We start from the raw sequence: 14,399 nt of genomic DNA, 5'->3' as shown, positions 1-14,399 counted from the left end.
CTCCTGAAGTCGGTCAAACAGGCTTAGGCCTTGACGTGTGCGGTGGCGTAGTCGATCGCCTGTTGCACGGTGGTGATTTTTTCAGCTTGTTCGTCAGGGATTTCCATTTCGAATTCGTCTTCCAGGGCCATGACCAGTTCCACGGTGTCCAGGGAATCGGCGCCGAGATCGTCGACGAAGGAGGATTCGATTTTGATGTCTGCTTCTGCAACGCCCAGTTGCTCAGCGACGATTTTCTTAACGCGTTGTTCGATATCCGACATGTTATGGCTCCAAAGTGTGTGTTACGGAAAGTGCGCGCATTTTATCAGGTTTGCGCGTCCGAATACTAATTTCGGTGTCTGCTGCTAATTCGACCGAAGCTGCTGCTAAAAGATGCGATTATAGACAAAAACGACCGTTGAATCATGCCACAAACGCCCGCCCTGTCTAGCTTTCACATCAATTCATGTACATTCCGCCGTTCACGTGCAGGGTCGTGCCCGTGATATACGCCGCTTGCGGCGAGGCCAGAAAGGCCACCGCCGCTGCCACGTCTTCCGGTTTGCCCAGGCGGGACAGGGGAATTTGCGTCAACAGGGCCGCGTGCTGTTCTTCGCTCAGGGCCTTGGTCATGTCGGTATCGATGAAGCCGGGAGCGATGCAGTTCACGGTAATGTTGCGGCTGCCGATTTCGCGCGCCAGGGCACGGCTCATGCCTTCCACGCCGGCCTTGGCCGCCGCGTAATTCATTTGTCCCGGATTACCCGACGAAGCCACCACCGAGGTGATATTGATGATACGCCCTGCCTTGGCTTTCATCATGCCGCGCAATACGGCGCGCGACAGGCGGCCGACGGCCGACAGGTTGGTGGAAATGACGCTGTCCCACTCTTCATCCTTCATGCGCATGGCCAGCTGGTCTTGCGTGATGCCCGCATTGTTGACCAGGATCGACAGGCTGCCGTAGGTTTTCTGCACTTCATCGACGACGGCCGCGCAGCGCGCCGCATCCGTCACGTTCAGCACCAGGCCCTTGCCCGCCACGCCTGCGGCGGCCAGGTAATCGGTGATGGCTTGCGCGCCGCTTTCCGAGGTGGCGGTGCCAACCACGGTGGCGCCCTGCTTGCCCAGTTCGGTGGCGATGGCGCGGCCGATGCCGCGCGAGGCGCCCGTGACCAGCACGACTTGATTTGCTAAATTCATGAGTATCCTTAAAAGCAAGCGCGGCAGGCAGGCTGCCGCGATCTGATGTTTATTTGAGCTGCGTCAAAATGCGTTCCAGCGAGGCCTGGTCGACGATGGCGTCGCCCACCAGCACGGGATCGATGCGCTTGGCCAGGCCCATCAGGACCTTGCCCGGACCGCATTCGATCACTTGCGTGATGCCCTCAAGCGCCACTTTCTGCATCGTTTCTACCCAGCGTACAGGACTCGCTGCCTGGCGCACCAGCGCATCCTTGATGCCGGCGACATCGTTGACGATGGCCACGTCGACGTTGTTGATCAGGGCGATCTGTGGCGCGGCGAACGTCAGGCCGGCCATGTACTCGCGCAAGCGGTCCGAGGCAGGTTTCAGCAGCGACGAGTGGAATGGCGCCGAGACGGGCAGCTTCATGGCGCGCTTGGCGCCCTTGGCCTTGGCCAGTTCACAGGCGCGCTCGACGGCCGCCGTATGGCCGGCGATGACCACTTGTGCAGGTGCATTGAAATTGACAGGCTCGACCACCAGGGCCGGGTTTTCCGCCACCGCTTCCGCACAGGCGGCGCGCACGTCGTCATCCGACAGGCCCAGCACGACAGCCATCGTGCCCTGCCCCACGGGCACGGCTTCCTGCATCGCTTGCGCGCGGAAGCGCACGAGCGGCACGGCATCCTTGAACGCAATGACGCCGGCGGCGACCAGCGCCGAGTATTCACCGAGGCTATGGCCGGCCACGACGTTCGGCACGGGGCCGCCCGCTGCCAGCCAGGCGCGGTAGAAGGCCACGGCCGCCGTCAGCATCACCGGTTGCGTGTTGGTGGTCAGATCCAGTTCTTCCTTCGGACCTTCGGCGATCAGCTTGCCCAGGTCAAATTGCAGGGCGTCCGACGCTTCGGCCACCGTATCGGCCACCACGCGGTTGCCGGCGAAGCCGTCGAGCATCGCAATCGCTTGCGAGCCTTGGCCTGGGAAAACAAATGCAAATTGTGTCATGTCGACTCCGTTTTTTAATAGTGTTGCGGGATTACATGCGCGCCAGCACGGCGCCCCAGGTAAAGCCGCCGCCCACGCCTTCCATCATGACGTTGTCGCCCTTCTTGACCCTGCCATCGCGCACGGCGATGTCGAGCGCCAGCGGGATCGACGCGGCCGAGGTGTTGCCATGCTGGTCGACGGTGACGACCATCTTTTCCAGTGGCAAGCCGAGTTTCTTGGCCGTGCTGTTCATGATGCGGATGTTCGCCTGGTGCGGGATCAGCCAGTCGATCTGGTCCGAAGTCATGTTGGCGTGCGCCAATGCTTCGTGCGCGACCTTTTCCAGCACGGAGACGGCCAGCTTGAACACGGCCGGGCCATCCATGTACAGGAAGGCACTGCCGGCCAGCGCGCCGCCAGCCAGACTGCCAGGTACGCTCAAGATGTTCGAATGGCGGCCGTCCGCGTGCAGCTTGGTGGCCAGGATGCCCGGCTCGGTGGAGGCCGTCATGACGATGGCGCCGGCGCCGTCACCGAACAGCACGCAAGTGCCGCGGTCGTCGAAATTGAGGATGCGCGAAAACACTTCGGCGCCGATCACCAGCACGTTCTTGTGCATGCCCGACTGAATAAAACTGTCGGCCGTGGCGACCGCATACACGAAGCCGCTGCAGACGGCTTGCACGTCGACGGCGGCGCAGTTGTTCGTGATGCCCAGCTTGCTCTGCACGATGCAGGCGGTGCTGGGGAAGCTGCCGAAGAAATCGGGGGTCGAGCTGGCGACGATGATCAGGTCCAGGTCGTTGCCGCTCAGGCCCGCCATCTCCAGCGCCTTCTTGGCCGCTTCCACGCCCAGGTCCGAGGAGTTTTGCATTGGCGCCGCGTAATGGCGCGCCGAGATGCCGCTGCGCGAGACGATCCATTCATCCGAGGTCTCGATGCCCTTGGCGGCGAGCTGCTCGGTCAAGTCCTGGTTGGTGACGCGCTTCTCCGGCAGGTAGCTGCCGGTGCCGATAATTTTGCTGTAAGTTTTGCTAAAAACAGTCATGCAAGTACCCGTCCACTAAATGGTAGAGCTTGTTGAAGTAGGTTCGTCCGGTACTGGCGTGCGCGGCATCAGCTCGGCGATCAGGCTGGCCAGGTGCGCTTGCACGTCATTTTTTGCCGCATCAAAGGCGCGGCGCAAGGCCCATTCAAACGAATAGGCATCGGCGCTGCCATGGCTCTTGAAGACAAGGCCACGCAAGCCCAGCAGGCTGGCGCCGTTGTAACGCGAAGGATTCAGGCGATTACCGATGGCTTTCAGGGCGCCGCGGGCGATCAGCGCGCCCAGCATGGTGATCGGGTTGCGCTTGAATTCGGTAGTCAGCACGTCCTTCATGAGGCGCGCCAGACCCTCGATGGCTTTCAGGGTGACATTGCCGACAAAACCGTCACAGACGACGATATCGGTGGTGCCCTTGAAGATATCGTTGCCTTCCACGTTGCCGTAGAAGTTCAGCGCGCCACGCTCGTGGTCGGCCTGCAGCAGCTTCGAAGTGAGTTTCACCACTTCATTGCCCTTGATATCTTCCGTGCCCACGTTCAGCAAGCCGATCGTCGGGCGGGCGATGCCTTCCATGGCGGACACCAGCACGGACCCCATGATGGCGAACTGGTGCAAGTGATGCGGTTCGCAATCGACATTGGCCCCCAGGTCCAGCATGTAGGTCGGGCCATTCTTTTGATTCGGCAAGATGCTGCAGATGGCCGGGCGGTCGACGCCGGACATGGTTTTCAAGACATAGCGCGACACGGCCATCAGGGCTGCCGTATTACCGGCGGAAACGGAGGCTTGCGCCGCGCCGCTCTTGACCTGTTCGATGGCCACGCGCATGGAGGAATCCTTCTTGCGGCGCAAAGCCACTTCCAGGGGATCGTCCATGGTAACTTGTTCGGAGGCATGCAATACCGACAAACGCGGATGCGTGTCGGCTTTATGTTTTTTCAGTTCGGCACGGATCACGTCTTCCAATCCAACAAGGATCAGTTCGGCTTCAGGCTCATGTTTTACGAAGGAAATTGCTGCAGGGATAGTGACTGAGGGACCATGATCTCCGCCCATGCAGTCGATAGAAATTTTGATTGTCATTTGTGTTGATTCAATACCGCTGCGGGCGTGCGGCAAGATGTGAATCGGACTGGAGCATATGCAGGGCGCAGCATGTCATGCACAGACCTGGACAGCGTGATTCAAAATGACGGGTGCGCAAGATGAATTGCAGCCGATAAAAAAGAAGAAGCGGCGCCACGCCGAATAACCACGCAACACCGCTTTCATCTTACCCAACAAAAACGTCGATTACTCGTCGTTTTTGGTCTTCAACACTTTACGGCCACGATAGAAGCCGTTAGGGCTGATATGGTGACGCAGGTGTGTTTCGCCGGTAACTGGCTCGACGCTCAATTGCGGCGCGACCAGGAAGTCGTGCGAACGGTGCATGCCGCGCTTGGAAGGGGTTTTCTTGTTCTGTTGAACTGCCATGATGACTCCTAATACATAAGTTCTAAAATTTTAGCACAATCGATTGGCAAATACATGCGAATCGAGTATCCCAGCGGCAAAGACTACCCGAAAATAGCCCGGACCGACATCGTTTATTACAATTACATTTCACTACACTTGCCATACTCGATTACAACACGCGTTTGACACGTTCTTTGATGGGGAAAACCCCTTTACCGCTTTATTCTGGCTTCAAGCCCTTCAGTGCCGCAAACGGCGACTGCTTTTCAGTCTTGAGAGCATCGAGCTGCGCCGTATCGGGGCAGACGTCGTGTTTGGGTACCTGCGGCAGGGCCAGCAAGGCTTCATCTTCGATCAGGGCTGCGGCATCCATGCTGCGGCTGCCGACGATCACGTCGATCGATTCATCGTTGATGATTTCTTCGATCTCGTCGGCCTGCTCGTCATCCTTGCCCAGCATCAGAGTAGTCGTCGAATCAATTGCGTAAGCATACGGAGTCAGGCAGCGCTGGCAAACCAGCTGAACGGTGCCGTTGACCGACAAGGTCAGTTGTGGGTAGCCCAGCTTGCTGGTGCCGCCGACGATCTTCCAGGCGATGTCGCCGGAAGCATCTGCACAATCCTTGGTCAACCGGGTCATTTCAGCGACAGGAGTTACACCCTCGCGGCTCCCGCTGATACGACAAAAATCAAAGGCGTCGATCACAAAAGCATTCATTGGTAGAAAATTTCCCCGGAAAACCTGCGATAATAACAGGGTTTTGAGCACGGAGTCAAAGGCTAAGCATCTTTTTTGACGCAATCTTTGCCATAAACATGACAACTTCATCAACACCGTCATGCCGCATGGGGCCTCAGTTATGGGCTCTGCGCCCTGGAATCACGTGACATTCCACTGACATCGACCAGCGCGGCCATGCCGGCCGCCATCCACTACCGAATGATACCAACTTCCGCCCCATTGCGCTTGATTCTTGCATCGAGTTCGACCTACCGCAAGGAATTGCTGCAACGCTTGCGCCTGCCTTTCGAGGTGGCCGTGCCCGATCTCGACGAAAGCCCCCTGCCAGGCGAAAGCCCCAGCGCCACGGCCCTGCGCCTGGCCCAGGCCAAGGCGCAAGCCGTGCTCGATCGCCATCCCGGCAGCCTCGTCATCGGCTCCGACCAGGTCGCCACTCTGGATGGCGCACAGATCGGCAAGCCGGGCAACCATGCCTATGCCCTGCAGCAGCTGCAAACCATGCGCGGGCGCCAGACCGTGTTCCATACGGCCCTGTGCCTGCTCGACGGCCGCCAGAATCCGCCCGTGGCGCAGGTGGAAGATGTCCAGACCCTCGTCACCGTGCGCGATTTGCCCGATGCCGAGCTGGACGCCTACCTGCGCATCGAGCAGCCGTATGATTGCGCCGGCAGCGCCAAGAACGAGGGCCTGGGCATCGCCCTGCTCGAAGGCGTCGCCACCACCGACCCGACCGCCCTCACCGGCTTGCCGCTGATCGCCCTGACCGGCATGCTGCGCAAGGCGGGCGTGACGTTTTTTACCATTTAATTTACCGACAAGAAGAATATGACCGGCACCCTGTACCTGATCCCCAATCACCTCGGCCTGTCCGACGGCGCCATCGACCCGCTGGCCCACCTCATTCCCGAGCAAGTACGGCAGATCACCTCGCAGCTCGATTATTTCGTTGCGGAAAACGCCAAGACGGCGCGCGCCTTTTTGAAATTGATCGGCAACCAGCATCCGCTGGCCAAGCCGCTGCAGGAAATCACGATTTCCGAACTCAACGTCAATACCCCGGCGCAAGCGCTGGCCGGCTTGCTGGCGCCGCTGCTGGCGGGACGCGATGCGGGCCTCGTCTCGGAAGCGGGCGTGCCCGCCGTGGCCGACCCCGGCGCCGACCTGGTGCGCCTGGCGCATCAGCACGGCATTAAAGTGCGTCCGCTGGTAGGTCCGTCGTCGATCCTGCTGGCCGTGATGGCCAGCGGCTTGAATGGCCAGAGCTTCGCCTTCAACGGCTACCTGCCCACCGATGCGGCCCTGCGCGCCAAGCGCATCAAGGAACTGGAAGTGCGCTCGCGCACGGAAAAGCAGACCCAGCTGTTCATCGAAACGCCGTACCGCAACGCCGCCATGCTCGAAGCGCTGGTGGCGCAATGCGCGCCGTCGACCCTGATCTGCGTCGCCACCGACCTGAGCCTGGACACGGAAAGCGTACAAACGTGGAATGGCGGGCAGTGGAAGAAACAATTGGCCGCCGGCAAGGCGCCGGACTTCCACAAGAAACCGACCGTGTTCCTGTTATTGGGACAGTAAACGACAAACGCCACGGACATATTTGCCGTGGCGTTTACTTTGTTCAACTACGATAGTTACGACACCTGACAAAACCGTAGCGAGCGGAAGGGAGAGGTGGCTAAGAAGCGCAACCGTACTCAGTACGGGGGCGCCGAGCCGGTGAGCATCGCAGGCCGCCTATACCGACGCGCAGTAGGTTTGGTCAGGTGTCCTCAGACTCTTCTTGTTCCGGTATTTTTCTGTCCGCCCTTGCCCGTTTCCAATACGAACTTGGCGCCATCGTCGCGACCCAATACCTTCACCAGGTACGGCATGACTTCGCGCAACATTGGCTCCAGGGTGTACGGCGGGTTCAAGATGAACATGCCGCTGCTGTGCAAGCCGAAGCCGTCCGGCGACGGCGTGTTGACCGTCAAGGTCACGTGCAGCCAGTCCGAGCTGGGCAGTTGCTTGAGCTTGTCGGCGAACTGGCGCGATTCCATGCGCTGCAGCACCGGGTACCAGACGGCGTAGATGCCCGACGGGAAGCGCACGAGCGCGTCGGCCAGGGTGTCCTTGACCTTGCGGTAATCCATCTTGTCTTCATATGGCGGGTCGATCAGCACCAGCGCGCGGCGCGATGGCGGCGGCAGCAGCGCTTTCAGGCTCTGGAAGCCGTCGGCCTTGGTGATGAGCACGCGCTTGCCGCGCACGGTCGGACGCTCGCCCTGGGCCAGCGCATGCGCCTCGACCTTGCGGAAGTTGTCGGCCAGAATTTTTGCATCAGCGGGATGCAGCTCGAACAGGCGCAACCGATCCTGCTCACGGCTGACCTTGTCGGCGCAGTACGGCGAACCCGGGTAGTAGCGCATCTTGCCGCTCGGATTCATTTCCTTGATCAGCTTCATGTACTCGGCCAGCGAGGCTGGCAAGTCCGTGCGGTCCCACAGGGGCGCGATGCCCGTTTCGTATTCCGCGTTTTTCGCGGCATAACCACCGTCGAGCGCATACACACCCGCGCCGGAGTGGGTATCGATATAACTATAGGCGGTATCTTTTTGATTCAGATATTGCAACAACTGAATCTGCACATAATGCTTCAACACATCGGCGTGATTACCCGCGTGAAAGGCGTGGCGGTAACTCAACATAAGCTGGCTAATTCCATAATAAAAATAAACAAAGGCGGGAGCGCTGACACCGGGCAGGGCATGAAAACAGACTGGAGGGGTCAGGCTGCGGGGCCAGGAAACAGCATGGACCAGCGTAATCAGCGCGCAATTATCAGCATTATCCACCAGAAAGGGCGATTGCATCAAAAAACACCGCTAAACAAGCGCATGCATTCTCAGGACCGAGGGGGCCGGGCGCGGTAGAATACGCGCATCGGGCGCCCCGCGCCCATCCGTCCACGAATAGATACGAGCATGCACAGCCTGACCCTCACGACCGATAACCGCGCCGACGTCGCGGCAGCCCTGGCCGGCCCACGCTGGACCGTGGCCTGCCTGTGCGCGCTGTGGTGCGGCACCTGCGGCAGCTACCGCGCCACGTTCGAGGAACTGGCCGCGCGCCACCCGGACACGCTCTTCGTCTGGATCGACATCGAAGACCAGGCCGACGTGGTGGGCGACCTCGACATCGACAACTTCCCCACCCTGCTGATCCAGCGCGAGGACCATGTCGCCTTCTTCGGCACGGTGCTGCCCGACGGCGGCCTGGCGCACCGCATGGTGCAGGCGCAGCAGGCGCTCAGCGCCGAGGAACTGGCGGCGCTGGCTGGCAGCACGCAGGAACGGCGCGACTGGCAGCGCGACTGCAATCTGCGTCAATTACTGGCCGCTACCCTGGCACAGTAAACATCAGGCCAGGCGCAGCGGCAGGCTGCGCAGCCGTTTTCCCGTCAAACTGAACACGGCGTTGGCCACGGCCGGCGCGATCGGTGGCGTACCGGGTTCACCCACGCCTTCCGGATGCTCGGCGCTGGCGATGATGATGGTTTCCACCTCGGGCGCCTGGCCCATGCGCAGCACGGGATAGTCGTGGAAATTGCCCTGTTCCACCTTGCCATCCTTGAAGGTGATCTCGCCGCCCAGCGCCGCCGACAGGCCGAACAGCACGGCCGACTCCATCTGCTGGGCGATGATGTTCGGATTGACGGCGATGCCGCAATCGATGGCGCACACCACGCGCTGCACGCGGATCTCGCCGTTTTCCACCGATACCTGCGCCACTTGCGCGACGATGCTGCCGAACGACTGGTGCAAGGCCACGCCGTGCGCATGGCCGGGCGGCGCACTGCCCGCCCTGGCGACTGCCGCATCGAGCACGGCCAGGTGGCGCGGATGCTTCAATAGCATGGCGCGGCGGAAGGCGATGCCATCCTGCCCGGCCGCATGCGCCAGCTCATCGATAAAACTTTCCTTGAAGAAGGCATTGTGCGAATGCCCCACGGAGCGCCAGTAGCCGATGGGAACGGGGCTGTCGGCGATCACGTGGGCGATGCGCTGGTTGGCGATTTCATACGGCATGTCGAATTCGCCTTCGGCCGTGGTCTTGTCCGGCCCCGCGCCAGGCAAGCCGAAGTTGCGCTGCAAAAACTGGTGCGTGATGGAACCGCTGACGGATTTGTTGTCCCAGGACGCGATGCGGCCGTGCTCGTCGAGGCGCGCCGCAAAGCGCGCCAGCGCGGCGGGACGGTACATATCGTGCCGGGTATCCTGCTCGCGTGTCCACACCAGCTGCACCGGGGCGCCATCGCACTGCAACGCGATGGCCACGGCTTGCGCCACCATGTCCACTTCCAGGCGGCGGCCAAAACCGCCGCCGAGCAGCAACACCTCGATCGTCACCTCCTTCGCGTCGACGCCGGCCACCTTCGCCGCCACGTCGACGGCGATGCCAGGCGCCTGCGTCGAGACCCACAGCATCACCTTGCCATTTTTGACCTGCGCGGTGCAGTTGACGGGTTCCATGGCGGCGTGCGCGAGGAACGGCGCGCGGTACTCGGCACTGACCTGCCGCAAGCCCTGCGCGACCTTGCCCTCGACCTCGCCGCTGGCGTGGTAGGCATAACCGGCTTCGGTGTCCAGCAGGCGGGCAAACTGCGCATACACGTCGGCACTGGACAGGTTCGCTTGCGCACCAGCCTTCCACTGCGTCGGCAAGGCGGCGGCCGCCTGTTTCGCGCGCCACCAGGTGTCGGCCACCACGGCGGCGCACGAGACGCTGCGCTGCGCCAGGTGCGGCGTCAGGTCCAGCACTTTTTTGACGCCGGGCATGGCCAGGATGGGTGCCGCGTCGAACGCGGCCAAGGTGTCGCCCAGGCGCGGCGGCAGATGCAGGGCCGCGTACAGCATGCCCGGCGGACGCGCATCGATACCGAAACGCGCGCTGCCATTGACTTTCGACGGCGTGTCGCGGCGCGGCGCCGGCTGGCCGATCAGCTTGAAATCCTGGGGCCGTTTCAGCACGGGCGTGCCCGGATCGATGGCCGCGGCGCGCTGCGCCAGGCTGGCGTAGCTGGCGCGCCGGCCATCGGGGTGCAGCACTTCACCATCGTGCGTGCGGCATTGCGCGGCCGGCACCTGCCACTGCGCGGCGGCGGCGGCCACCAGCATGGCGCGCGCCGAGGCCCCCGCTTCGCGCATGGGCCCCCAGCCATCCTTCACGCTCGACGAGCCGCCCGTGACGATCACACCCAGTTCGCGCGCCGCCTTGGCCACCGTCCATTGCGCCAACGCCTTGACGCGGCCCTGGTCGTCCGGGTGGAACGGCAGGCTATCCTTGAGCATGGCCACATTGCCGAAGATTTTATCCATCGGCGCCTGGATCAATGTGACGCTGGCCAGGGGGACGTCGAGCTCCTCGGCCACCAGCATCGGCAAGGCCGTATGCACGCCCTGCCCCATCTCGCTGCGCGGCATGGCCAGCAGCACCGTGCCGTCGGCTTGAATCGCCAGCCAGCCGTTCAGCGCCACGGCGCCATCCTGCAGCGGCAGCGGTGCGCTGCCGTGCAGGCGCTGGCGCGGCGGCAGCACGCCCCAGCCCAGCACCAGGGCGCCCACGCCGGCCACGCCGAGGCCAAGGCCACCGAGCAGGAAACGGCGACGCGAGGTGTTTTTTTCTGCGGCCATGGGATACCCTTTAATTAGTTAGTGGTGGTTGCAGCGGGTCGCGCCAGCGCTCCAGCATATCCTCTGCCAGCACCGGGCGGCTATACAAATAACCTTGCGCCAGCTTGCAGCCATGGCGCAGCAGAAATGCGGCCTGCTCTTCCGTCTCCACGCCCTCGGCGATCACCGACAAGTGCATGCTCTTGCCCAGCTGGATGATGGCAATCGCAATCGCTTCATCATTGACGTCCGTCGAGATATCCTTGATGAAGGAGCGGTCGATCTTCAAAGTTTGCACGGGCAGCTGTTTCAGGTACGCGAGCGAGGAATAGCCGGTGCCGAAGTCGTCGATGGCCAGTCCCACGCCGATGGCGTGCAGATCGTTGATGAAACCGAGCGCGTCGCCCGTGTTCATGATCACCGATTCCGTCACTTCCAGCTGCAGGCGCTGCGGCTCCAGGCCCGTTTCCTTCAAAATATCGGCCACCATGCCGGCGATGCTGCCCCGCTCGAACTGTTTCACGGACAGGTTGACGGCCATCTTCGGCACGCGCAAGCCCTGCGCCTGCCAGCGCATCATCTGGCGGCACGCTTCGTCGAGCACCCATTTGCCCAGCTGGTTGATGAAACCGCTATCCTCGGCCAGCGGGATGAAGCGCACCGGCGGCACCAGGCCAAGTTCCGGGTGGTTCCAGCGCACCAGCGCCTCCACGCCGACCAGGCGGCCCGTGTCGATTTCCACCTGCGGCTGGTAATTCAGGAACATCTCGTTCTTTTCCAGCGAGCGGCGCAGGAAGGTTTCCAGGCGCAGGCGCTCGACGCCCTCGCCCGTCATCGACGGCGCATAGAAACGGTAGCCGTTGCGCCCGCGCGCCTTGGCCTGGTACATGGCCACGTCGGCATTGCGGATCAGCATGTTCAAGTCCAGCGCATCATCCGGATACAGGCTGATGCCCACGCTGCACGTGACGAACAATTCATGGTCGGCCACCGTGAACGGCTGCTCGAACATGGTCATCAGCTTTTCGGCCACCTGCGTGGCGCCGTACTCGCCATCGACGCGCTCGAGCAGCACGATGAATTCATCGCCGCCCAGGCGCGCCAGGGTGTCGCCTTCGCGCAGGCGGGCCGCCAGTTGGCTGGCCACCTTTTGCAGCAATTCATCGCCGATATGGTGACCCAGCGTATCGTTGACATTCTTGAAGCGGTCCAGATCGATGAACAGGATGGCCAGCTGCTCCTGGTCGCGCGCGGCGCGCAGCAAGGCGTGCTGCAGGCGGTCGTGGAACAGCAGGCGGTTCGGCAGCGCCGTCAGCGGATCGTGGTGCGCCATGTGGTCGAGCTTTTCCTGCGATTCCTTGAGCAGGGTGATATCGCTGAACACGCCCACATACTGCGTGGTGACGCCCTGCGTGTCGCGCACGGCGCTGATGGTCAGCCACTCCAGGTAGATGTCGCCGTTCTTGCGCTGGTGCCAGATCTCGCCGCGCCAGAAGCCCGAGGCGATCAATGCATCCCACATGGCCTGGTAAAACGCCGCGTCGTGGCGCTGCGAACGCGTCAGCGACGAGTGCCGCCCCAGCGCCTCGGCCTCCTGGTAGCCCGTGATCTGCGTGAAGGCCGGGTTGACGGCGACGATGATGCCGGCGGGATCGACCATCATCACGCCGTCGGCGATATGTTCCAGCACGGTGGCCGACAGGCGCAGCTTTTCCTCGGCTTCCTTGCGCGAGGTGATGTCGGCATAGACCCAGATGCTGCCGTCGTTGGGGTGCAGCGGATCGAGCGCGCAACCGCTGACCAGGGCCCAGAACTGGCTGCCATCTTGGCGCAGGTAGTGGCGCTCCTCGCTGAAGTCGCCGCCGGCCGCCAGGGCCGGATACTGGCGCTCGCCCGCCGCCTCGAACTCGAAGGGCGTGGGGAAGACGATGGCGGTCGAACTGCCCGTCATTTCGGCGTGAGCGTAGCCGAACAGCTCCTCGCAGCGGCGGTTGACGGAAATGATGCGGCGGTGGCGCACGAACATCACGCCGAACATCACATTGTCGAGGATGGCGCTCTGCTCCGTCAGCAGCGCCTCGATGCGCATCTCATGGTGCTTGCGCTGGCTGATGTCGGCAATGATGCCGTCGACCCAGACGACGCCCTGTTCACCGGCCTGCGGCTGGCCATTCTCGGACACCCAGCGCTCGATGCCGAAGGCGTCAATGATGCGGTATTCCAGCGCATACGGGCGCACCTCAAGCACCGCCTGGCGCACGGCGCGGCGGTGCTCGCGGCGGTCTTCCGGGCAGATCAGGTCGGCCCAGGCGTGCGTGCTGCCGCGCATGAACTGGCGCGCCGAATAGCCGGAGATGTCTTCGATGGCATCGCTGACGAAATCGATGGGCCCGTCGGGCCGGTAGCGGAAGACGGCGCCCGGCACCTGCGTGACGATGGTGCGGAAACGCTCTTCGCGCTGCCCAACATCCTCGAACAGCTGGCGAATGGCCGCGCGCATTTGCTCAAGCTGGGCCGTCAAGCGACCCAGCTCGTCATTGCTGTGCGAGGCCAGCGGCGTGTCAAAGTCGCCGTGCGACAGGCGGTCGGAAAAGCGCGTCAGGCGGCGCAGGGGTTTCAACAGGCGGCGGTTCAGGAACAGCACGATCAGCGCCATCGACACGGCCAGCTGAGCGCCCAGCACGAAAATATAGGACCTCTGCTTTTCGCGCAGCTCCTGCTGGCTGCGCGCATCGTCCATCTCGACGACAATGTGGCCGATGCGCTCGCCGCGCACGAGGATGTCGCGCTCGGCGCGGTACAGATTGCCCACGGGCCGCTGCGGCGCCTGCAGGCGGATGAATTCCGTGTCGCCCTGCCCCAGCACCTTCACCAGCAGTACGGCACGGTCGCGCATCACCGACTCGACCAGAGAATGGGCCGATTCCGCATTTATGTTCCACAGCGATTCCTGCATGCCCAGCGCCAGGATGTCGGCATTGCGCTGCAAGGCTTCGTTCAGGCTGGTGCGCGCCGACTGGCGTTCATGCACGCCGACCAGCAGATAACTGCCGAAGATGGCGGGCACGACCAGGCCGCCAAACACCACCAGCAGCAAGGCGCCATAGATCGACGAGCCGTACAGCACACGCAGGCTGGCGCGCAAGCGCTGAGAGGGCGAATTAAACATGCGGCAACAGGGCAACAGGGATCAGGCAGGCGGTCATGGAACTTTACAGGGGAATCCGGGTGATAAGGCGGGAAGAAACTTTTTCAGGAGCAATTATGCATGGAAAAAGCGGGGTAAGTCACCAATAAACACGCGCCAACGGCGACCTCATGCCATATCCACAGGGCTGAAAA

General features: G+C 62.3%; 13 protein-coding genes. 3 read left to right on the top strand and 10 right to left on the bottom strand.

The genetic code is table 11. The features are described from left to right. Positions 1–23: 23 nt before the first annotated feature. The 7 genes from acpP to ACP7DW_RS15145 all read right to left on the bottom strand — a co-directional run bounded on the left by acpP (position 24) and on the right by ACP7DW_RS15145 (position 5,382). A complete protein-coding gene (acpP, locus tag ACP7DW_RS15175) occupies positions 24–263 on the bottom strand; it encodes an acyl carrier protein (protein ID WP_008449912.1) in 240 nt (79 codons plus the stop codon). Between the two features lie 178 nt (positions 264–441). Beyond that, positions 442–1,185, bottom strand: a complete 744-nt coding sequence (fabG, locus tag ACP7DW_RS15170) for a 3-oxoacyl-ACP reductase FabG (protein WP_426055377.1) — start codon at positions 1,183–1,185, stop codon at positions 442–444. 49 nt (positions 1,186–1,234) lie between these two features. Continuing rightward, complete coding sequence (gene fabD / locus ACP7DW_RS15165; RefSeq protein WP_298405937.1) at positions 1,235–2,176, bottom strand: ACP S-malonyltransferase; 942 nt, start codon at positions 2,174–2,176, stop codon at positions 1,235–1,237. Positions 2,177–2,207: 31 nt separating this feature from the next. Next, the gene (locus ACP7DW_RS15160; RefSeq protein ID WP_298405939.1) at positions 2,208–3,206 is read right to left on the bottom strand and encodes a beta-ketoacyl-ACP synthase III; all 999 of its coding nucleotides are present in this window, start codon (positions 3,204–3,206) and stop codon (positions 2,208–2,210) included. Between the two features lie 15 nt (positions 3,207–3,221). Further along, a complete protein-coding gene (plsX, locus tag ACP7DW_RS15155; protein WP_141170044.1) occupies positions 3,222–4,289 on the bottom strand; it encodes a phosphate acyltransferase PlsX in 1,068 nt (355 codons plus the stop codon). 210 nt (positions 4,290–4,499) lie between these two features. Then, on the bottom strand, positions 4,500–4,682 hold the full coding sequence (gene rpmF / locus ACP7DW_RS15150) for a 50S ribosomal protein L32 (RefSeq protein WP_010399517.1): 183 nt from the start codon (positions 4,680–4,682) through the stop codon (positions 4,500–4,502). Between the two features lie 202 nt (positions 4,683–4,884). Beyond that, the gene (locus tag ACP7DW_RS15145) at positions 4,885–5,382 is read right to left on the bottom strand and encodes a YceD family protein (protein ID WP_426055510.1); all 498 of its coding nucleotides are present in this window, start codon (positions 5,380–5,382) and stop codon (positions 4,885–4,887) included. 222 nt (positions 5,383–5,604) lie between these two features. Here ACP7DW_RS15145 and ACP7DW_RS15140 point away from each other — a divergent pair, with 222 nt between their 5' ends. Together ACP7DW_RS15140 and ACP7DW_RS15135 are read left to right on the top strand one after the other, a co-directional pair. Further along, positions 5,605–6,213, top strand: a complete 609-nt coding sequence (locus tag ACP7DW_RS15140; protein ID WP_426055378.1) for a Maf-like protein — start codon at positions 5,605–5,607, stop codon at positions 6,211–6,213. 18 nt (positions 6,214–6,231) lie between these two features. Further along, positions 6,232–6,981 carry an SAM-dependent methyltransferase gene (locus tag ACP7DW_RS15135; RefSeq protein WP_426055379.1) on the top strand — a complete coding sequence of 250 codons (750 nt, stop codon included), beginning with the start codon at positions 6,232–6,234 and terminating at the stop codon, positions 6,979–6,981. Positions 6,982–7,175: 194 nt separating this feature from the next. Here ACP7DW_RS15135 and ACP7DW_RS15130 read toward each other — a convergent pair whose 3' ends face one another. Continuing rightward, a complete protein-coding gene (locus ACP7DW_RS15130) occupies positions 7,176–8,093 on the bottom strand; it encodes a 23S rRNA (adenine(2030)-N(6))-methyltransferase RlmJ (protein WP_071076471.1) in 918 nt (305 codons plus the stop codon). Positions 8,094–8,369: 276 nt separating this feature from the next. On the opposite strand from ACP7DW_RS15130, the gene ACP7DW_RS15125 reads away from it, so the two are divergent. Next, a complete protein-coding gene (locus ACP7DW_RS15125; RefSeq protein ID WP_426055380.1) occupies positions 8,370–8,801 on the top strand; it encodes a thioredoxin family protein in 432 nt (143 codons plus the stop codon). A 3-nt stretch (positions 8,802–8,804) separates the two neighbouring features. Here ACP7DW_RS15125 and ACP7DW_RS15120 read toward each other — a convergent pair whose 3' ends face one another. Both ACP7DW_RS15120 and ACP7DW_RS15115 read right to left on the bottom strand, forming a co-directional pair. Continuing rightward, complete coding sequence (locus ACP7DW_RS15120; RefSeq protein WP_426055381.1) at positions 8,805–11,078, bottom strand: molybdopterin cofactor-binding domain-containing protein; 2,274 nt, start codon at positions 11,076–11,078, stop codon at positions 8,805–8,807. Between the two features lie 10 nt (positions 11,079–11,088). After that, on the bottom strand, positions 11,089–14,226 hold the full coding sequence (locus tag ACP7DW_RS15115; protein ID WP_426055382.1) for an EAL domain-containing protein: 3,138 nt from the start codon (positions 14,224–14,226) through the stop codon (positions 11,089–11,091). Positions 14,227–14,399: the final 173 nt, after the last annotated feature.

The sequence above is a fragment of the Janthinobacterium sp. PSRC1-1 genome (assembly GCF_049897525.1).
Lineage (GTDB): Bacteria > Pseudomonadota > Gammaproteobacteria > Burkholderiales > Burkholderiaceae_D > Janthinobacterium > Janthinobacterium tructae.
The sequence above is the reverse complement of the archived record's forward strand: the minus strand, read 5'-3'. Positions and strand labels throughout refer to the sequence as shown.

Coding starts and splice junctions, on each gene's coding strand:
- acpP (WP_008449912.1), bottom strand. CDS start 263: ATGTCGGATATCGAACAACGCGTTAAGAAAATCGTCGCTGAGCAACTG.
- fabG (WP_426055377.1), bottom strand. CDS start 1,185: ATGAATTTAGCAAATCAAGTCGTGCTGGTCACGGGCGCCTCGCGCGGC.
- fabD (WP_298405937.1), bottom strand. CDS start 2,176: ATGACACAATTTGCATTTGTTTTCCCAGGCCAAGGCTCGCAAGCGATT.
- ACP7DW_RS15160 (WP_298405939.1), bottom strand. CDS start 3,206: ATGACTGTTTTTAGCAAAACTTACAGCAAAATTATCGGCACCGGCAGC.
- plsX (WP_141170044.1), bottom strand. CDS start 4,289: ATGACAATCAAAATTTCTATCGACTGCATGGGCGGAGATCATGGTCCC.
- rpmF (WP_010399517.1), bottom strand. CDS start 4,682: ATGGCAGTTCAACAGAACAAGAAAACCCCTTCCAAGCGCGGCATGCAC.
- ACP7DW_RS15145 (WP_426055510.1), bottom strand. CDS start 5,382: ATGAATGCTTTTGTGATCGACGCCTTTGATTTTTGTCGTATCAGCGGG.
- ACP7DW_RS15140 (WP_426055378.1), top strand. CDS start 5,605: ATGATACCAACTTCCGCCCCATTGCGCTTGATTCTTGCATCGAGTTCG.
- ACP7DW_RS15135 (WP_426055379.1), top strand. CDS start 6,232: ATGACCGGCACCCTGTACCTGATCCCCAATCACCTCGGCCTGTCCGAC.
- ACP7DW_RS15130 (WP_071076471.1), bottom strand. CDS start 8,093: ATGTTGAGTTACCGCCACGCCTTTCACGCGGGTAATCACGCCGATGTG.
- ACP7DW_RS15125 (WP_426055380.1), top strand. CDS start 8,370: ATGCACAGCCTGACCCTCACGACCGATAACCGCGCCGACGTCGCGGCA.
- ACP7DW_RS15120 (WP_426055381.1), bottom strand. CDS start 11,078: ATGGCCGCAGAAAAAAACACCTCGCGTCGCCGTTTCCTGCTCGGTGGC.
- ACP7DW_RS15115 (WP_426055382.1), bottom strand. CDS start 14,226: ATGTTTAATTCGCCCTCTCAGCGCTTGCGCGCCAGCCTGCGTGTGCTG.